Genomic DNA, 21320 nt, shown 5'->3' on the forward strand with positions numbered 1-21320 from the left:
ATGCCGCCGCCGCCCACCCGCACGCTGCCGGTAGAAGTCGAGCTCGCGCTCGAGGTGATGCCCTGCCAGGCGATGCGGCGCACGTATGACGGCGTCGGCGGCCCGCACCCTTGCGCGCATTTCGGCGAATGGGGCGCCTTTCACAGTTATGATTATCGCGAAAGCGGCGCGCCACCGGCGCCGGGTATCGTCCAGAACAGCATCTATGCCGGCAAGCGGCCGCTGGTCCCCGAGATATTGAGCGGATGCCGCAAGGCGCCGATCCTCGCGGTGGGCATCAATCCCAATCTGCCGGGGTGGACCAACGGCTCGCGCAACGCCGTCCACCCCTATTTCGAAGACACTCTGCAATACGCCCATCATTTCCGCTGGCGCGCGACCGAGAAGCTGCGGATCCCGATGGCCGATTTCGACGCATTGCTCGGCGGCCGCGAGGACGGGCCATACGAGACGCGCGGCCTGACCCGCCGGGGCGACGCCATCCCGGTCGAGCCGGCACCGGTCACCATGTATCACGGCTATCAGTCGCTGCTCGACGCGCTCGCCGAACGGATGGGATGGGCCGACCACCAGCTCGCCGTCGGCGAGGACGTGGCCTATGCCAATATGGTGGCCTGCGGATCGGCACGCTGGACCACCCGCCCGGTTCCCGGCAACCCGCCGATGCCGGTGATGGGCGAGGCCGGCGCGCGCGGCATCGTCAAGGAATGCTTCCACGACCGCCGCTATTTCCTGCGCCAGATGCTGCAGACCTTGCCGCGCGTCGTCATCATATTCAGCCAGACCACCGCCGACGCCTTCGTCGTCGCGATGCGCGATCATTTCACCAAAGGCGATCCGCGCCCCGGCGAACCGATCGCAAATCTGCTGAAGCGCGAGATCCGCCTCAGCTTCGGGCACACCGAAGACGGCGAGGAACTCGACGCGCGCATCGTCTTCTCGCCCCACGCCTCCGCGCGGCAGGACGAATTCGCGCAAGCGCGCGACGCCATCGTCGATCATCTCGCCGCCGAGGTCACCGCCGGGCGGCTGGCGCTCAACCCGGAGACCGGCCATCTGGCCCGCCCCCGCGGCGGCTGCCTGTTTTGCGACAACGCGCTCTATCGGATCGGGGACTGCGCCTATCGCGGCGAATTGCAGCCGCTCGCCGGCGCCGGCGTCGGCGTCGGCGCGATGGCGGACGCCCCCTCCGGGCTGTCCGCCGAGCGTGCCGAACATCAGCGGCTGCTCGCCGCCTTCACCAGGGAACCCGACGCGATGCCCGACGAAACCCCGATCCAGCTATTCGACGATGCGGCGCCCAGTGCGCCGAGGCTGGCCCTGCGCGGCAAGATCGTGCCGATGTCGGGTCCCCCGATCGAGCGGGGGACCGTCTACCTCCACCAAGGATCGATCATCGACGTGCGCGAAGAAGGTGCGGCGCCGCCCGAAGGGTTCGAAACGGTGGCGGCAGTCGACACCGGCGGGGTGATCTATCCGGGCCTCGCCGACCTCCACAACCATCTCGCCTACAATATACTCAGCCTGTGGTGGCCGACGCCCAAATCGAGCAATCGATCGCAATGGCTGCGCAAGCCGGGCTACAAACGCGCGGTCGGGCTGCCGATGGAAGTCATCGCCGGCCGCCAGGACCTGATCAAGGCGCTGATCCGCTACGTCGAAGTCAAGCTGCTGCTCGGCGGGGTCACTTCGGGTCAGGGGATGAAGAGCAAGTACAAGAGCAGCGACAAATTATATCCCGGCCTCGTCCGTAATTTCGAGGCATCCGACGATGTCGATCTGACGTCCATCGGCCACGCCATCATCGACCTCAAGGACCGGCCCGAGGACATCGCGAAATTCCGCGTCTCGCTGTCGCGCGGGCGCAAATTCTTCTTCCATTTGTCCGAGGGCGTCGACGCGAACGCACATGGCCAATTCGAGCTGCTGGCGAACAACGGTTTGATCCAGCCGGCCCTGGTCGGTGTCCACAGTCTCGGCCTGAACGCTGCCGATTATGCCGCGCTCGCCGCTGCCGGCGCCGCGGTCGTCTGGTCGCCGTTCAGCAATTCGGTGCTGTACGGCCAGACGCTCGATGTCGCGGCGTTGACCGGCTCGGGCGCCCGGTTCGCGCTCGGCAGCGACTGGACACCTTCGGGCAGCCGCAACATCCTTCAGGAAATCAAGGTCGCGTCGCTGACGGCCGCTGCACAGGGCACGCCGCTGCCGGCCCAACAGCTCGTACGGGCAGTGACTTCGGACGCGATGGCGATCGCCGGCTGGGGCGACCGGCTGGGGCAGATCCGCCCCGGTTATTATGCCGATCTGACCATTCTCGACGAAGTGGATCCCGATCCGTATGCGAACCTGCTTCGCGCCAACGAATCGCATGTCCGCATGGTGATCATCGCCGGGCATCCGCGCTATGGCGATCGCGGGTTGATGGCCGCCACCGGATTCGACGGGCCGAGGACCGAGCCGATCACCGTCGGCGGGCGCGATCGGCTGCTCAATCTCGAGCATCCCTCCTCGCCGCTCAACCATATCGGCTTCGCGGCGGCGCGGGACGCGCTGGCGGCGGCGCTCGCCGATCTGCCGGCAGCGCGCGACGCGACCGTGTTCGAACCCTTTGACGACGGTGCCGCGCTGGAGCTCGACCTCGACCTCCAGCCGCCCGAACCGGAATGGGGCGAGATCGGGGAGCTGGCCGACGTCACCTTGCCCGATTCGGTGCCGTTCGATGCGGCCACCGTGATCGACGACCCCGCTTATTGGACGACGATCGATTCGATTCCCCACCTGCCGGATTTCCTGAAAGGCCCGAACGGCCTGCGGCGCTTCTACACATAGGAGGTTGTGATGCAGCTCACTGCTTTGCCGATGACCGACGACGAACGGCAGATCGCCCAGGCGATATTGGGCGACGATGTCCTCGAGAACGGCCCCTATCTCACCGCCGAGGCAGACGAATCGGCGATGGATGCGCTGCATGCGGCCAATATCCTGTTCACTGCCGAGCCGGCGCAGGAGGCAGATGTCGCAGCGGCCGAAGAGGCGTCCGGGGCCGCAGCGGATATCGGCGCGGACAGGGATGCGGAGCATGGCGGCGTAATGATGGAGAGCTTCGGCGACGGGCCGGGAGCAGCCGCCGCTGCCGCGGTCGAGGAAAGCGCCGAAAGCCTTTGGGTTGCGACGGTGCAGGGTTCGCTCACTGCCGATCGCCAGGCGTGGTTCGAGGACCAGGGCCTCGCGCTGGGTCGCCGGATCGGGAAGACGCGCTTCGTCGTTTCCGCCGATCGGAACACCGTGGAAACGGCCGAGCGGGAGGCAGACTGGCTGCGCATCGGCTCCTATGGGCTGCGCGAGACGGTGGGCCGGCGCCTGGCCAGCGCAGTCGAAGTCACGCTGTCGGGGGGCAGCCTGTTCAAAAGCGCCGATGCGCCCGAAGGCCTGGCTGATATGCCGGGGGCGGGCGGGCCGGCACTCTACGATGTTCGCTGCACCGATACCGCGCGGCTCGCCTCGCTCGCGGCGCAGCTCGAGCTCGATCCGCGGGTGGACCGGGTCGAGTGCGGCAGCGACCGGCTGCGCTATCATGTGAGCGACGGGGACGAGGCCGAGGCCGCATTGCTCGCCGACATGGGGCGGGACGGGACGGTCGAGCTGGTCGAGCGTTATGTGCCGCCGGAACCAATGCTGAGCTATGCCCGGGCGGCGCTGGTCGGCAGCAAGACGCCGCTCGCCGCGCCGCTGCCGTGGCTCGGCACCGGCGAGACGATCGGCATCGCCGATTCGGGTATCGACGCCGATCATCCCGATTTCACCGGGCGGGTGACCGTCGTGCTTCGCGAGCAACCGCTCTCGCCGCGCGACCCGAAGGGGCACGGCACGCACGTCGCGTCGATCGCGGCGGGAAGCGGCGCGACGAGCCAGGGATTGCTCGCCGGGGCCGCCCCCGCGGCGCATTTGTTCGTCCAGAGCATCGCCGACGACCGACTGGTCTATCGCTTCGGGGTCGGGCTGACCGACATGCTCGCAGAGGCCTATGCCGCCGATGTGCGGATCCAGAACTATTCGTGGGGCGCCTATGTCGAGGGCCGCTACACGCTCGACACGCTCGACGTGGACGCGTTCGTCTATGGCCATCCCGATCTGCTGGTGGTCATCGCCGGCGGCAATGACGGCGCGCAGGACATGGACGACCCGGCCGGCCGGAACCGGCTGGGATCGCTCGCCTCGCCCGCCGGAGCCAAGAATGCGCTGACCGTGGGCGCCTGCTGCTCGCCCCGCCCCGACGGGCCTTACGCCGACAAAAGATGGAGGGACTATGACGGGCGGCGCCCACCAGAGCGTCCGGCGATGGCCGATCTGAAGCTGACCGGCGACCCCGATGTCGTCGCCGCATTGTCGTCCCGCGGGCCTTCCGACGACGGACGGGTCAAGCCCGACCTGGTCGCCCCGGGCGTCGGCATTCTCGCCGCGAAGAGCCATGATTCGGACGCGCCGATCCATCCCTGGCCGGCCGATCCGAACGCCTATCAATATATGTCGGGGACCAGCATGGCCGCGCCGCTGGTCGCGGGAGCGGCGGCAGTGGTGCGGGAATATTACCGCAAAGAGCGGCTGCACGTGCCGTCGGCCGCCTTGCTCAAGGCGACGCTCATCAACGGCACCGAATGGATCGACCAGGCCACCTTCACCGACGACAAGATCGGAAAGCCCAATTTCCACCAGGGCTATGGCCGGCTGAACCTCGCCCGGGCGATTCCGCTGGATGCCGGCGCCGGGTTCACGCTGATGTTCGACGATGTCGACAATGCCGCGCCGGGGGCGCTGCTTGCCGGCAACACGCAACGCGCGACCTTCATCCGGCGGATCCGCCTGACCCGGCCGGGGCCGCTTTCGGTCACCATGACGTGGACCGATCCGCCCGCGCGCTACATCCAGCACAATCTCGATCTGGTGCTGATCGCGCCGGACGGCACCAAGACCGTCGGCAATGACGGCCTCAACCGGCTGCCCTTCGACCGATTCGACCGGGCCAACAATGTCGAGCAGGCCCGCATCGCTGAGGCCGCCGCCGGCGACTGGACGATCAGCATCGTCGCCCAGAACACTTTCCGTGGTCCGCAAGGCTTTGCGCTGGCGGTGACATTGCCGGGCTGATCCCGTTATCGCAGGCGGCAGCACTCCCGGCGTCTCGACGGACGCTGACGAGGGGGCGGCCGGGCCCGATTGCCCGCGCGTACCGGGTGGCCTTGCTCGCAAGTCGGGCGCTGGCGGAGATCCAGGCACCGGCACCAATGGGCGGGTGGCATCTGCCAGCCGCGCGCTCGCGGGACTTCGCGGCTCAGCGGAGACGCGCATGCGCCGACGAGCTACACCGCTCCTGCGATCAACCGTCCTGTCCGTATTACCTTCTCCGTGACCCTCGAGCTTTCCCATAAGCGAAACCGCCGCCGAGCCTCGACCCGGCGGCGGTGCGACCCGGGGTTTTCCCTCGGGGGTTCAGTGAGGCCTAGAACTTCCCGATCAGGTTCACGAAGAAGCCGCGCTCGTCGTAGCTGAGGTCGGTGAGATCGTCGGAATAGTCGGTGAAGTTGTAACCGACTCCGAGCTTCACATGATCTCCCATGTGCCGATAGACACCGACCAGCGCGCCAAGCCGGGAATCGCCAGCCTCGCGGCTCGAGAGCTGGCGCGCTTCGGCGAGCAGGTCCCATTTGCCGATCACGCGATAGTCCGCGCGCACTGCCCAGAAAGTCGCGTGGCTGTCGAACCACGGCGCGTTGGCATCGCGTGACGTGCGAAGCTGGCCGACGCGATAGGCAAATTTGCCGCCGAGCGCGAGGCGGGGGGTGAGTTGGTACGTGCCGTCGATCGCGGCGATGTGGCTGCGCTGCGCATAATCGAGGTTCAAGCCGAGCTGGTCGACCTGCGCCGGCGAAGGTTCGTCGGCGAGATAGGTATATTTGGCCAGCAGGTTGAACCGGTCGTCCTCGGTCGGGCGATAGGCCGCCGCGGCGACCAGTTCGTAATAATCGGCGTCGAGCGAGTTGTCGCTGCCGAGCCCGCCGTCCGAGAGCGACACATTGGCCTTGGCGAAGAGCCGCAGCGCATCGGTTGCGCGGAAGGTGACCTGGTTGCGCGTCGCCCAGCTGGTGCGGTCGCCATAGCTTTCGCTGCCGTCGGTGCGGTACTCGATCGCCGTCGACCAGCGGAGCCGCTTGCCGCCATAGTCCGCCGTGCCGCCGACGACTTCGCGATCGATCCGCCCGCCCAGTGCGTCCGCGAGCGAACCCGTCTCGTAGCGCAGGCCAAAGGTCCAGCCGGGGATCGGCGTGAAATCGGCGCCATAGGCCTGGGTGAAGCCGGTTGGACCGCTGCCATGCTCATAGCGCCCTTCGGCGAAGACATTGGTGCTGCTGCCGAACCGCCGCCGGGCGCCGGCGGTGACGCGGCCGAGCCGGCCGGTGGTGAAGGCGTCGGGATTTTCCGCCGCCAGCGCATAGGCCAGATAGAGCGAACCGCGTTCGCCGGTGGCGTAGTTGGCCTTGACGTTGGCGCCCGTCCCGAGATCTCCGTCGGAGACCTCTCCTGCGAGCGTGAGACGGCTTGTCGGCTGCAGTTCGCCGGCCACGCCGACACGGTCATTCTCGAGGCGTCCGCCGTCGCGATCGACTGTCTTCTGCCCGAACACCGACAGCGCCCAGGGCAAGCCGCTTTTCGCCTTTGCCTCGCCCTGTGCCGCCTGTGCCGGCGCCGGGGTGTGGCGATAGCCGATGCTCGCCGCGACATCGGTCCGCGAGCCCTGGAAGCCGGGCGCGGCGGGATAGGGGGTATAAGCGGTGGCCTGGCCCTCCTGCTTGTCCGAGCGCACACCGACGCTGCCGAACACGCCGTTGGTGGTCTGGTGAGTCACGCCCGCCTCGATCGCCTTGCGGTCGGTCACCCGGCCGTCGGTGATGTCGGCCTTCGCCTTGAAGCGGGTGCCACCGGCGATCGCGATGTCGGCGCTGCCGCCATATTGATCGAGGCTTTCGCCGAAATTGACTTCGCCGGGGCCGGAGAAGCCGGCTTCGCGGCTCCGCCAATACGCCGCGATGCGCCCCTCGCCGCCGCCGAACACTTCGGCCATATCCGCCGCGCCTTCCACCATCAGCGCGTCGGACTTGCGAGGCGCGCTGGTCAGCTGGGTGAAGTCATAGCCACCGGTGGATGAGAAGGACGCGCCGGTGCCCGCCCCATCCGACTGGGCGAACTCGCCGCGCAGATAGGTGCCCGGCTTGTACCGCAACAGCAAATCGGCGCCGTACAGATCCTGTTGCGCCTGATCCTGCCCCTGATGATAACCGGTCACGCCAACGCGCAGGATATCGCCGATCCATTGCTGGGCGCGCCCGCCGATGGTCAGCGCGTCGGGACGGGTGAGACCCGGGACATATTCATAGGTTGCGACGAGCCAGACCGGATTACCGGCAAGCGAGGCGTCGCGGACGAACATGCTGGTGTCGGCAGTGATCGGCAGCGCCTCGCGCAGCAGCACACGGCCCTGGATGTAATTCGCTTCATAGTCCCGGCCCGGCACCAGCTCCCGACGTTCGAGCACGAGACCGGAATCGCGATCGCGAACCTCGACGAAGAGCCGCTCCGATCCCTGGGCGAGGTCCCGATTGCGGAAGTAATAGACCGAGCCGCCGGTGGAGGCGAAGTCCTCGCGCGCACCGATCGTGCCCGGGTCGGCGGCAAAGCCGGTGACTTCCGTCTTGCGCTCGCCGAAGCTCGTCATCGCCGACGGCCGGAAGCCGAAATTAGCGCCGTACAGGCCGCGCTGGTAGCGGATCAGCTCGGTTCCGGGGAGCGTGGTCTGGAAATTGCCCCACATCGCGATGATGTTCGGGCTCTCGACCCGGGCATAGAAGCGGCCATAGGTCGGCGCATCCTCGACTGTCGTCGAATCGTCGCCATAAACCGGATAGTGCAGGTCCGGATCGAGCCGGCGCAGGAACGAGCGCGAATCCTTCTTGAGGAATCCGTCGAACAGATCGGACAGCGGATGCTCGCCGGTGTCCGCCGAGGCAGTCAGGCGCCACGTCTGCGAAAGCTGGCCCTTATAATAGAAGGCCATCCGCCCATCGACAAAGTCCTTGCGCGGATCGGCAGTGTCGGTGCCCTGCAGATCGAGCTTGGCAGCATCGAAGCTGCGATGGCCGGCGGTAAGATCGACGATGCCGACGAAGAACTGATCGTCCTTCGGCAGATTGAGCTCGCGGCTGTGCTCGCGGGCCTCACCATTCACCGGCTCGACCCGCACCTGCACCGACCTGGTTTCGGCCGGCACGATCTGTTGGGTGACGAAGTGCAGCTGGCGATCGATCGGCACCGGCGACCCGAACACGAGCACCCGGGTACCCTGCTGCTCAACCACGCCGCTGACGGTCACCTCGCTGCCGGTCACCGGAATGTTGGCGGTGGTGCGCTGGTTCTCGAACACGGGACCTTGCCGGGTGTCACGCAGCCCATCGGGCCGGGCCGCGGACACGGACAGCGCCTGTGGTGCCGTTTCGTCGAATCGCCCCTTCGCGTCGTAGACTCGCAGGACGACGCGCAGCTGCGTTCCGGCAGGTGCTTCCGCCTTCCAGCTTGCCGGAGACCCGAAGGTCACCGGAACCACGGTCAGCGGCGTGCCTTCGACACTGTCGCCCGCTCCGAAGACGCGGAGCTCGGCCCGCGTGATGAACGCCGTATAGTTGGCGAGCAGGTGGAACTGCATCACGTCTCCGGGAGCGACCACCGGTGCAGACGGGACGACGCTCAGCATCGGCCTCGCTTCGAGCGTGGTCACCTGGACGTCGATCCGATCGCCGGCGAGTGCCACATCCGACTGACGCTGAACATCGGCAGCGGTGGCGCCGTCGCCCTGCCCGTCGACGGTGACGCGGAACGCACCCTGGGCGGACCCGCGCTCAAGATTGGGCGCCACGCCACGCGTATCCTCGCCGCTATCGTCGACCAACGGGCCACAGGGCCGTTCGGGCGAACCACAATGGTCCAAAGGCTCCGCTGTCTGGGCCAGCGCCGTACCGAGCGCGAGATTGGAGATGCCGACGGCGAGCGTAGCGGCGGTGCGGAGGGTCAGGCGGTTCATTGCACGTCTCCCTTCGCGGTGTCGCTGCGGAGACTGGTCTCCTCCTCGATAATCAGCCGGTACCGGCCATCCTTCTCTCGCCACTTCTCCTCGATCATCCTGCGAAGCGCAGCGGCGCGCCGGCGGATCAGCGATGCGTCTTCTCCCGAGGCGCCATAAGCGAGCCGCAGGACGGAGGGCTTCTCCGCGAGGGTCGCGATGAGCGCGTCGACCTTCGGCAGGAAGGAAGGCGCCACCTTGTCTCCCTCAAAGACCTCGGCGTTGATGTCGACGCGCACGACCCGTCCGAGCGCGGCGCCGAAGTTCAGCTTGGCGAACTTGCCGCGAGTGAGGCGCACCGTCTCCGGATTGACCGTCGTCATCCGATAGCCCGTCGGAAGCGTGCGGGTGTCGAGCTTCAGGATGAAGTTCGATCCGCGGTCCTCGTTGGGGATCATCGGGCAGGTGACGTGGTAGCGCCCCTCGACGTCGGTGGTGATGAGCAGGCCGTTGACCGTTGCAAGTCGCACCCCGGGCAAGCCGGGTTCCCCTTCGTCCTGCGTGCCGTTCATGTTGCGATCGTCGAAGACCTTGCCGAGGATGTCGGTGCAGTCGAAGTCGGGATCGGGAATGATCCGCACCGCTGCATCGGCCACGTTCGAGACCGTCGCCCCGACGAGCGCATTGACCGCGAACGCCCGGTTGACGTGCTCGCCCTCGCCGACACCCGCGCCGACGGTCAGCACCAGCTTGAGCGTCTTCTCCTCGCCCGCCGTGAAGCTCTGTCCGGGCCAGCTGAGCAGGCGCCCTGCCTGCAGCGGCGCGACCGGCTTGCCGTCGATCGTCGCGCTGCCCTCGCGGTAGCGGAAGCCCGCCGGCGTCCGATCCGTGATGGTGATGCCGGTGATCGCGCCGGCAAGGGTGTTCCGGGCGGTGATCGTGTAGGGCACGAGACCGCCGCGGCTGACATTCACCATCGGCGTCGTCTTGGTGACGACGATGGCGCCTTCGAGGATCGGGTCGATCGGCAAATTGTTGTTCAGGACATTCGCCGACGTGCCCGGGGTGAGCGTGAAGCTCAGATAATAAGCCGTCGTCTGGCCGCCGGTGGTGCAGGCCGCCAGCGCCGAGGTCGGCGGTGCCCCGTCATAGCTCGAGACCAGCAGCGGATCCGGGGTCGAGCCGACGACGAGCGGTCCGGCACAAGGCGGGATGATGCTCGACGGCTGGATCGGATTATAGCTGCCGTTCGGCGGCGTGACGGCGAGGCTGTAGGTGCCTGCCGGTGCGCCGGGGAGCAGCAGATATTGATACATGCCGTCCTCGCCGGTGACCTGCGACACGTTCGTCGTGCCGCCGAGCAGATGCACCGCAGGATCGAACCCTGCCGGGCCGGTGATGCGGACAGTGGCGCCGGGCACCACCACGCGGCGAACCGAATCGTAGACCACGCCCGAGGGGTCGAGCGGCAGCGACTGCTGCTGCACGTCGGCGCCAGGAGTGAGCTTGAGCTGCGAGAGGGTGCCGTCCTCGGTGCGCGCGCCTGCCGGGTTCGATGGCGAGACCACGCCCTCGGTGATCGCCGCACCGGTCTCATTCGGCCGCGCGCTGCCGTAGATCGCGTTGTTCGCCGGATTGCGGAACAGCACCTGATAGCCGGCCCCCGGCGCGACACCGGTGAAGGCGTAGGCTCCGTCGGCGCCCGTGCGGGTGGTGCCGATCAGCGCGTCGCCGAGGCGGAGCTCGACGATCCAGTCGGCATAGACCGGCTCGCCGGTATCCAGCGCACGATCGTGATCGCGATCGAGCCAGACCCGCCCGGCGATGCGGGCGCCCGCGCCCCGCTCGCTGAAAAGGTAACCCGTCGCATCCTGCGCCGCGCCGAGCGCAACGGCGCTGATCGTATCGCCTGCGGCACTGCCGCCGGCATTGCCCGGAGTATCGACACCATCGTCATATCCCGCGGGCTGCGTCTCGACGACATTGTAGGTGCCGCCCGGAACGCCGGTGAACAGATAGCTCCCGTTGTCCCCCGAAACAGTGGTCAGGGTGACGGCGTTGCCGCGGGCATCGCTACCGGTCAGCGTCACGGTGACCCCCGGGATCGCCGGCTCGTCCGCGTCGCGCCTGCCATTGCTGTTGGTGTCGTTGTACACGCTGCCCGCCAGCGAACCGACGCGCTCGCCGAAGTTGATCGGCGTCACCGGGGCGCCCACGCCGACGGTCAGCGTCGCGCGGTTGGCGCGGTGCTCCTCCGCGTCGCCATAGCCGAGCGGCTGCTGCTCGACGACGACATAGTCGCCGGCCTCGATATCGGTGAACTCGTAGCGCCCGTCCGGACCGGTGTTCGCCGTCTTGACGACCGTACCGTCCGGCCTCTGCAGTTCGACGACCACCCCGGGGATTCCGGGCTCGCCGCTATCCTGAATGCCGTTCAGATTGGTGTCGACATAGACGAGCCCACCTTGGGCCTGCCCCTGTTCGCCGAACAGATATCCGGTCGCGTCGGTGCCGGTCGGCAGGGTGATCGCAGAGATGTTGTCGTTCGCCACCACTCCGGCAGCGGTGCCGGCACTATCCTTGCCGTCACCAAAGCCGACCGGCTGCGTCTCGACGACCGCATAGGTACCGGCGAGCAAGTCATCGAAGCGGTAGGCGCCGCTCGCATCGGTGGTCAGCGTGCGATCGACAGGGTCTCCTCCGGCGGTGGTGCCGGTCAGGCGCAGGGTGACGCCTTCGAGCCCGCGCTCGCCCGCATCCCGCACACCGTCATTGTTCGAATCTACGAAGACCGAACCTGCGAGACTGGAGACCGTGTCGCCGAAGTCGATCGTCTGGTTGGCGCCGGCGGTTACGTTGATCGCGCGGCTGTCCGGAGTCGACGAGCCATAGCCGTCCGGCTGGGTCTCCTCGACGGTGTAGCTGCCGGCAGGCAGGTTCTCGAAGCGATAGCTGCCGTCCGGACCCGTGGTGGTAGTCGCCACGACCGCGCCGCCCTGGCGCAGCGTGATCGTCACACCCGGAATGGCGGGCTCGTTGCCGGCGTCCGACCCGTCGCGCTCCGGATCCTTGAAGACTCGGCCGGAGATCGTAATTGCGCGTTCGCCGAAGTCATAGCCGCTGCCGGCGGTGCCGTTGCCGAGCGTCACATTGGCAATGCGGTTTTCCGCCGCGCCGCTGCCGAAGCTCGCATTGTTGACGCTGCCGCCTGGCAAACCGGCGCTTTCGCGACCATCCGCATAGGCACTCGGCTGGCTCTCAGTGACCGTGTAGCTCCCGGCAGGCAGATCATCGAAACGATAGCTTCCGTCGCTGGCGGTCGTGGCCGTGCAGCCCAGTGCCGGATCGAGCGCGGCACGTGCCGCGCAGATGTCCTGGCCGGCGGCCGTTGTGCCCGAAAGGGTGACGATGACACCGGCAAGTGCGGTTTCGCCAGGCTGGCGGACACCGTCATCATTCGCGTCGATATAGGTGGCGCCGGCAAGCGAGCCCGCACGTTCCCCAAAGGCATTGTTGATGCCGAGCTCGCCTGCCCCGAGCACGATACCGGTGATCGCGTCGTTTCCAGCGGTTCCGCGCACGCTGCCATTGACCTGGCCTGCGGCGTCGGTGCCGTCGGCATAGGACGAAAGCGGGGCGTTGGTCTGCGCCTGCTCGGTGAGCGCATAGCCAGCTGCCGACGAGCCCGGCACGTTGAGGAGCAGGTAGTTGCCCGTGGCGTCGGTCGTCGCGGCGCAGGTGATCAAGGTGCAGACGTCCTGACCGCCAGCGGTCGCGCCCGACAAGGTGATGGTGACGCCGGCAATGCCGACCTCCCCCGGATCCCGAGTGCCATTGCCGTTGCGGTCGAGATAGACATAGCCGCCAAGCCCGCGACCGGTGGCGCCGAAGTCGTAGCGCGTCGCGGTGGTGCCCGCGGTGATTACCACACCGGTAACGTTGGTGTTCGCCAGGCCGGGAGCGGGCGTATTGGCTCCGCTCACTCCACCAGAGCTGCCTCCGGCACTGCCGATGAATGCGCCACTGTGCTCGAGCCCCGGGGGCGGCGTTTCGGTAACGGTATAGGTACCCGGCCGCAGCACGCGACACGCGGGATCCGCAGTGCCGGACGCAGGGAAGCTGTAGGCGCCGGTCGCGTCGGTCGTGATCGAACAGTCGACCGGCTGCCCCACATCATTGGTGCCGGTCAGCCGGACCAGTGCGCCGGCAAGGCCGCTATTCTCGCCGGCATCGCGGGTGGCGTTGCCGTTGGGATCGAGGAACACGATGCCCGAAAGCGTCGAGGTCGGGATCTCGCCGAAATTGCGTCCGGTCAACGCCTGCCCCGGAGCAAGCGCGCCGACTGCGATGGCTTCGGGCGCAGTGCGACCCGCCGAGCCGGGAACGATGCTGCCCGCGCCATTGGTGTCGAGGCCATCGGACAGGCCGCTGGGCTGGACGAGCTGGGTCACGGTATAGCCGGTCGCGTCCGACGGGGCGAGGCCGGTGAACTGATAGTGCCCGTTTGCATCCACCGTGGTGGTCAGATCGACCGCGGTGCCGGCATAATCGTTGCCCGTCAGACGGATCTGTGGCGTCGACGCGAACTCGCCGGGGCCGACGCCGGTTTCGCCGCCGTCGATCACGCCATTGTTGTTGGCGTCACGCCAGACGATGCCCTCGATCGAGCCCGCACGAGTCTCCTGGAACAGGTAGCCCGTTGCGGCCGTGCTCGCCGGCAGAACGATTGCGGTGATACTGTTGGTCGCAGTTCCGCTACCGAAGGCCGCGTTGTTCACGGTACCGCCGACACTCCCCGCCGTTTCGCGGAAGTCGAGCAGCCCGGCAGGCTGGGTCTCGACGATCTGGTAGGTGCCAGCGGGCAGACGGTCGAACAGGAAGTTGCCGCTTGCATCGGTGGTCAGGGTGCGCGGCGCGACCGGGCTGCCCCATGCGTCAGTGCCGCTCAGCACCATGGTAACGCCGCTCAGGCCTTCACCGGCCTGGATCGCGTTATCAAGGTTGGCGTCGTCGAACACCGAACCGGCGATCGAGGACTGCGCGATCTGGACCGCTGCCGTCTTGCTGTTGTTGGTCGGAACCGCGTCGCGCGCCAGCTCCTGGCCGCCGCTGTCGAGCCCCGGCGCAATCGAGGCGGTATTCACCTGATCGGCCAGCAGCGCGCCGGCATAAGGATAGGCGGCACGAGCGCGCAGGCGGATTGTGACCTGGCTCCCATCGGGCGGGAAGCTTCCGTCGAGGGTGCAGAGAATGGAGGACGTGCCGGTGCAGGCGATACCGCTGACGCTCGCCGCACCCGACGCGGTTGCCGTCGGGACAGCGCCGGTGAGTTCGAAGCCGGTGGGCAGCGTGTCGGTGACGCGCACCTGGTTGATCGGCGAGATGCCGTTGTTGCGGATGACGATCGCATATTCGACCGGTTCGTTGATGCTCGCCGGAGAGGGGGTGACGCGCGTCTTGGCGACGACCTCCAGATCCGCCGAGGGCAGGACGGTAGTCGTCTGGACCGCCTTATTGTTGGCGAGCTGGCTGTCGGCCTGATTGACCGTCACATTGTCCTGCTCGAGCGCAGTGACCTGCGCTTCGTCGGTGAAGGTCAGCGGTCCCGTCGGCGCGGGCCCGCCCGGCGTGAAGCGCAGACGAAAGATCACCTGGTTCAGCGCATCGAGATAATTCCCTGCCGTGGAGCCGGCGTGGAGACGGCATTCGACATTGGCGCCGTTCTGGATGCAGGAGGGTGCGGGTGGCGTGTAGAGCGTCAGCCCACCGGTCGCGCCGACCGGATTTACGCTGAACCCGGCGAGCGCCATCGTGTAGCCGGCGGGCGGCTGCGGGATGTCGATGATGACGACGTTGGTGGCGCGCGAGGGGCCGAAGTTCGAGACTCGCAGATCGTAGAGGAGTTCCTCGCCGAAGCGCAGCGGATCGAATTCGGGTCCTGGCTCTTGCTTGGTGATCGCGAGGTCGTAACCGGGCGCCGACACGTTGTGCGTGACCTGGCCGCTGTTGTTGCCGGCATCGCTCTCGTCGGTGTCGGTTGCGACGCTCGCCACATTGGTATGGCTGATCGGGAAGCCCGACGTGGCGCCGCCGAAGGGAAAGCGCGCCCGCACCGGCTGCGAGACCTGGAACGCCTGCCCGCGGGTGAACTGCCCCATGTCGCAGCTGATCGCCCCGGTCGCATCGTCCTTGGTGCAGCTGCTGCCGCCCTTGGTTGTCGACGGATTACCGACCAGCTCGAAGCGGGTCGGATCGATGGTGTCGCTGACGACCACGTTCGCTGCCGGGTTGGCGCCATTGTTGCGCACGCTGATCGTGTAGGTGGAGACCACGCCCACCCGCGCCGGGTTCGGAGACACAGACTTCTGGGTGACCTGCATATCGGCCAGCGGGACGACGGTGTACTGGGCCTGCGAGCTGTTGTTGGTGTTGTCGCTGTCGATCGTATCCGACGAGGTGATGTTCGCGGTGTTGGTGAACGCCCCGCTGTTCACGGGCCGATCGATGCGCACGATCGCCGTCTCGGTTGCGCCGGCAGCCAGATTGGTGAGCGTCCAGCTGATCTGACCGCTCGAAGCCGTGTAGGCAGTGTTGCCGCTCGACGCGCTGATCTGGCCGAAACCAGTGACAAAGCCGGGGGCGTTGAGCGCATTGGGCAGGGCGTCGGTGACCGTCACCGTGCCCGCCGGGGCGCTGCCGATGTTGCTGGCGCGGAGGCGAATGTAGAAGCTCGCTGCCGTCGACGGAATCGTCAGCGCCGGCGTCTGCGACCACGGTCCGGCAGGATTGAGCGAGACTTCCTTCACGACGGTCAGATCGGTCGTGACCGTCGTGGCGCGCACGCCGGCACCATTGCAGTCGTTCGCCGTATTGGTGTCAGACGGCGTCGCCAGCGACCCTCCGGTCGCGCCGGAGCAAGCGGTGTTGTTGAGGTTAGCGTTGGCCGTCAGGCTCGCGCGGGTGACCAGCGCCAGCCCGATCGTCTGGTTGAGCGCGAGCGTTCCCGTGCCCGTCGTTTCGCACGTGATGACATTGCCGGCCTGCGCGCAGTTCCAGGCGGCGTTCGATGAGACGAAGGTCTCGTCGGCCGAAACCGTGTCCGTGATACGGATCGGCGTGCCCGGCGCGTAGCTCAGCGCCGAAGGGCCATTGTTCCGCACCGTTATCGTGCTGGTCATGTCACCGCCGGCGGCGACGGGATTGGGCGTCTTGCTCTTGCTGAGACTGAGATCGGCCGTGGGCGGCACGATCCGGAAAGGCGCCGAGGCCGTATTGTTGGCGACGTTTGGATCGGCGAAGCCGGCTGGAAGATTGATGGTAGCGCTGTTGGTCTGATTGCCGGCAGTCACGCTGTCCGCGGTCACGGGAATCGCGAACGCACGGCTGGCACCGCTGGCGAGCACGCCGCCGGCACAGGTCACCGCCTGACCGCTTCTGGTGCAGCCCCCCGGCAATGTTCCGATCGTGAAGTTCGCTGCGATCGTGTCGGAAATCGTCGCTCCGGTGACCGATTGCGGGCCATCGTTGAAGATCGTCAGATTTATGGTCGCGGTTGAGCCTTCGACGATCGTCGCCGGCATTGTCTTGGAAGCCCGCAGGTCGCTACCCTCGACAATGGTCGTGACGACCGGCGTCGCCGCGTTGTTCGTGAGGTTCGGGTCGAGCACCAGAGGATTGGTCAGCGCGGAAAAGGCGTTGTTCGTAATCGTGCCGCTCGACTGACGGATGACGCGGCCGGTGACGGTGATCGCCGGCAGGGCGCCGGTGGTCGCCGCGCCATTATAGTTGCAGGTGACCGTCTCGCCGCTGTTCGAACAGCTCCAGTTGGTGCCTCCCGCCGACTGGTACTGAAAATCCGAGGCAGGCGGCAGATTGTCGGTCAGGCGGATGGCCGACGTCGTGTCCGGCCCCGCGTTCGTGACGACAATCTGGTATGAGATCAGGCCGCCTGCGGCGATGGTGTTGCCTGGGAGTCCATCATCCTTGGCTACGGAGAGGTCGGCACCGGTCTGCACGGCGGGCGTCACGGTGAGCGCGTTGTTCGCGGGGTTATTATCGCCCGCGGTGGCGCTCGAGATCGTGGCGGTAGTGTTGGCGGACCCGGTCGCAATCGCCGTCGCGCTATAGGCGAAGGTTCGGTCTCCGACCGCAAGCGAGGTGAGATTGCACGTGAGCGTCTGCGCCCCGACTGCGCCGGTCAGCGAACAGAAGGACGGAAAGTCGCCGGGATCGACCCGAAAGCGACTCGAAATGGCGATCGTCACCACCGCGTCGGACACGGCGCCGGGCCCGTTATTGGTGACGCGCACATTAAACTGCGTCTCGGCGCCGTTCGGAACTGGATCCGGAAGCCAGCTGTAGCCGGACACCTGCAGGTCTGCAGCAATCGCGGGCAAAGGCGCCAGCAAAGCAAGCACCAGCAGAATGCGCCGCAGCACGGACCAGCTGCCAAGAGCAGCGGAATTACGCTTTTTCACACGATCCCCCGTTCGGCTCGGATGAGACGGACGCGGACCGGATGGCCTGATCCGGGTTAACTATCTACAACTAACACCTTGATGTTACATCATTTTACAAAATTGCGGGAGCGAGACGAGGTGACCGCGCATTAGTACGGTCCGAATCGTCGATGCAGTTCGTAACAAGGTGTAACGGCACCCGCCGCGAGATTCCGGGCCGACAGCGCGCAACTCTATTGCCCATTTTGTTGCAGGGGCGCGCGGGCGGGGCGAAAGTTCGCTTTCGAGAGGTGCGAGAGCCGCTCTGGACGACAACGATTGGGCGCTTAGCTGCCCAGCTTAGCGAACCGGGTATTCGAGAGTTGGGTGCGCTGACGGTTGCGCCTCAGCCGAACACGATGCAGCATCATCACGCTCTGCTGCTCGGGTGTTTTCGCCGGCACGAGCCGCATCTTCGGCCTTGTCACTGACGCAGCCGTACGAACTGCACATTGCGGGCGCCATTCGCCCAAGCGGCAAAGCTATCGATCTGGCCGTTACCTTTTCGCGAAAAAACGAACGTGGTCGTCCCTCGCAGGCGGGTGGTGAAGCCATCGGCGAAGCTCGGCATCAACTGCCATTCGACCGCAAAGGGCTGACGCATAACCAACGAACCTCCCTGTCGCACCACGGCGATCCGCGTATCCAGTTCCGCATTGTAGTACATGCCGACATAGGCAGCGAGCGTATCGCCGTCCGTCCTGGCGGGCGCGACCGCGACGAAGCGCTGGCGCGTCGCAGCGTGCGCAAGCATAAGTTCGACCGGTCGTCCTTTGGCCGTTGTGAACTGCACGCGGTCACCGTCCTCGCGCGCAAAATGCCCGCCATCGACGGGGATGAGCATCTGGGTCGCCCCTTGCCGCAACGTAAGCAGGTTATTGACCACTTTCGTCTCGACCAATTCACCGGTCACCGGATTTCGAAAAAGACCCTGGTATTGCGGCAGGTCCGAACGCTCCCCTTTTTGCGGCGGGCCGGCAGACCGGGATACGGGACCGGCGGCGCCTTCGGTGTAGCCAATGGTATCAAGCGCCTTTCCGGCGATGTTTTCGCCAATAGCCACCGGGTCGATGCTACCATTGTTGCATAGTATGGCGACCGAGATGCCCTTGTCGGGGTAACGGCCGAGCCAGGTCTTGTAGCCTCCTGTCGAACCGCTGTGCGAAATCAGGCGCAATCCGTGGGCGCGGGTCACCTCCACACCAAGGCCGTATTCGAGCTCGACTCCGCTCTGCAACTTGCCTGGCGCTTGCAAAGCCGCGACCAGCGCCGCGCCGCCCGGAAGCGCGGACGGATCGTCGAGAAACGCGTTCCAGCGCAGCAAATCGCCGATCGTGGTGAGCAGGCCACCATTCCCGTAGACATTTGTGAAGGGCATGTTGGCGAGGAAGCCATCGCCGGTCGCCGCGTAGGCCATCGCCCGCCCCGGCACGATCGTACGAAAATCCTCGCGCCAGCGACTTTGACTCATCCCGAGCGGCTGGAAGAGGCGCCGGTTGGTGAAACGCTGCAGACTCGTGCCGCTGACCCGTTCGATGATCATCGCCGCCAAGGCATAGTTGGTGTTGGTGTAGAGGAATTCAGCCCCCGGTGTGTAGTTCAGGCCCCTCTGACGTGAGGCCAGATCCAGGATCGTTCCCTGGCTGTGCACCTGGTTCCCGGGGGGATTGCCGCTCAGTGCCAGCAGGCTCCACTGCTCCCGCAGGCCGCTGGTGTGGGTGAGGAGATGCCGGATCGTGATCGGAGTCCCGTAGTCCGGCATCTCCGGCAAGTAGCGTCTGATATCATCGTCGAGCGCCAGCTTGCCGTCCTGAACCAGCAGCAGCATCGCGGCAGCGGTGAACTGCTTGGCGAGCGAGCCGGTCTCGAAAACACTGTCCGCCGTGATTGGCACCGGATGTTCGAGGTCGGCCAGGCCAAAGGTTCGCGTCAGGGGTGCCGCGCCGGCGATCTTTACGCCCGCCGCACAGCCGGGTCCTGTTGGAGCGATCGACGCAAAGGCGGCATCGAGATCGATTACAGGCCGAGCTTGTTGCGTCGCGGCGGATGGGAGGTTCCTATTCTCTGCAGCGGCACCGGCAGCGAGGCACGACAGGGCCGCGACGGTAACGAAACGCATTGGACGCATTGAACTCTCCGATGAACTCGGGGCCGCTCAAGTCCAGTTCCAGCGGCAAACCAATAGCGGATCGGTGAACGCCCTGTGAGAGCGGTGAACATCCGCCGAGAGCGGTGAATCAGAAGTTCTCTACGCGGCCACCACCGCCACAGGGAGAGGAACGTCCAGGGCCTCGCGCAGGGCGGGCTGGCGGGAGCGGCTGACTGGCACGGGCGCCCCCTCGCTCAGGTGCAGCCACCAGCGGTCGCCGTCGCGCTCGAGCCGCTGCACCTGGGCGAGGTTGGCGATCACCGACCGGTGAACGCGCAGGAAGCTCGCCGGCAACTGGGTCGCAAGGCTGTCGAGGCGAGCGGCGTGCAGAAGGCTGCGCCCGCCGACCAACCGCAGCTCGACATAATCGTCGGCCCCCATCACAGCCAGGATCTCCGCGGTCGGCACCAACTCCACGCCTCGCGCGGAGGCCACGGTCAGGCGGTCGGGCCGACTGACGGCGCGGGTCAGGGCGGCCTCGCGGCCGCGGTCATCGCGGCCCAGCCGCACGACCTCGACCATCAGCACCGGCAGCACCAGGCCGGCGGCGAGCAGGAAGTAAGAGAGGTCAGCCAGCCACCGGGGGAACGCGAGGGCCAGCGCGAGGAACAGCGCCAGCCAGGCCAAGCTCGGCCGCGCGCCGGGGATACGCCGACGCACGCCCGCCGCGGCCGGCACGGCGGCGAGCGCCACCCCCAGGATCAGCGCCCAGACCGTCTTCGCGTCGAAGCCTGGAAGCAGCGCCGTGGCTGCGACCACGCCCAGGGCCAAGCCGACCATCAAACCGCGGGCCTTGGGCAGGAACCGGGCGGCGACATAGGTCACCAGCAGAATCGCGAAGGTGGCCGCCAGCACCCAGATGGTGCTCAATCGCCAAGCATGCAGGGGATAGGAATAATCGAACAGCGTCCGAAGGCTCTCGACGATTGCCTGCAGAGACGCGACTCCGGCCATGGCGGCGAGGGCCAGACTGGACCCCGTGCGACGCATGGCGTGGATGACGCCGAAACCGAAGGCCGCCGCCAGCAGGGCACCGGCCGCCACGAAGGTGACGGCCAGCGGCGCGATCCGCCCCGGATAAGGGTAGGGCCCGATCTCTATGGCGCTCATCGGGCGAGCGAAACGTAGGCCGCCATGGAAGGATGACAGGTGCAGCACCAGCATGTTCCCGTCGGGCCGCCAGACGACCTCGCGGATCGGAAAGATCGCCTGGTAGCGCCCGGGAACCTCGGCCCGCGCTGAGGCGCCGGGGTGGCCGTTGACGCCCAGGCGCTGGCCGTTGAGCCAAGCCTCGGACGAGGCGACGCCCGCCATGTAGAGGACGCGCGGCCGGGCATCGGTGGGGGGGCTGACGGCGGACCGGATCCAGAGTTCGCGGCCTTGAGGGTCCACGAAATCCTGGATCGGGTGGCAGTCGCTCAGCACCGGACCGGCCGGACCGACCGCACCGTGACACGCTTGCCACGGCATGTCCTCGGCCCGGACCGGCGTTGCGAGGCCCAACAGGAGGACGGAGAGGAGCAGGATTCGCCACATACGGCTCTCTCTAGGGCGCGGTTCGCCGAGA

At 66.8% G+C, this 21320-nt stretch carries 6 protein-coding genes; 2 read left to right on the forward strand and 4 right to left on the reverse strand.

Features of this window, described 5'->3' with window-relative positions; all coding sequences use genetic code 11:
- Complete coding sequence (locus CVN68_RS14090; RefSeq protein ID WP_158298895.1) at nt 1-2829, forward strand: amidohydrolase family protein; 2829 nt, start codon at nt 1-3, stop codon at nt 2827-2829.
- 9 nt (nt 2830-2838) lie between these two features.
- Entirely contained in the window at nt 2839-5145 is a 2307-nt protein-coding gene (locus CVN68_RS14095; RefSeq protein WP_158298896.1) for a S8 family serine peptidase, read from the forward strand.
- 352 nt (nt 5146-5497) lie between these two features.
- On the opposite strand, the gene CVN68_RS14100 is transcribed toward CVN68_RS14095, so the two are convergent.
- From CVN68_RS14100 to CVN68_RS14120, 4 genes are all read right to left on the reverse strand, one after another.
- The gene (locus tag CVN68_RS14100) at nt 5498-9127 is read right to left on the reverse strand and encodes a flagellar motor protein MotB (protein WP_100282757.1); all 3630 of its coding nucleotides are present in this window, start codon (nt 9125-9127) and stop codon (nt 5498-5500) included.
- Nucleotides 9124-17583: an SdrD B-like domain-containing protein gene (locus CVN68_RS14105; RefSeq protein ID WP_100282758.1), complete on the reverse strand. Its 8460-nt coding sequence runs from the start codon at nt 17581-17583 to the stop codon at nt 9124-9126. The genes CVN68_RS14100 and CVN68_RS14105 overlap by 4 nt, the downstream gene beginning before the upstream one ends.
- A gap of 445 nt (nt 17584-18028) precedes the next feature.
- Nucleotides 18029-19723 (reverse strand): serine hydrolase domain-containing protein, encoded by a 1695-nt coding sequence (locus CVN68_RS14115; protein WP_158298897.1) that lies wholly within the window; start codon nt 19721-19723, stop codon nt 18029-18031.
- Nucleotides 19724-19852: 129 nt separating this feature from the next.
- A complete protein-coding gene (locus CVN68_RS14120; protein ID WP_199560085.1) occupies nt 19853-21289 on the reverse strand; it encodes a LytTR family DNA-binding domain-containing protein in 1437 nt (478 codons plus the stop codon).
- Nucleotides 21290-21320 lie beyond the last annotated feature (31 nt).

The organism is Sphingomonas psychrotolerans (genome assembly GCF_002796605.1).
Classification (GTDB): domain Bacteria; phylum Pseudomonadota; class Alphaproteobacteria; order Sphingomonadales; family Sphingomonadaceae; genus Sphingomonas; species Sphingomonas psychrotolerans.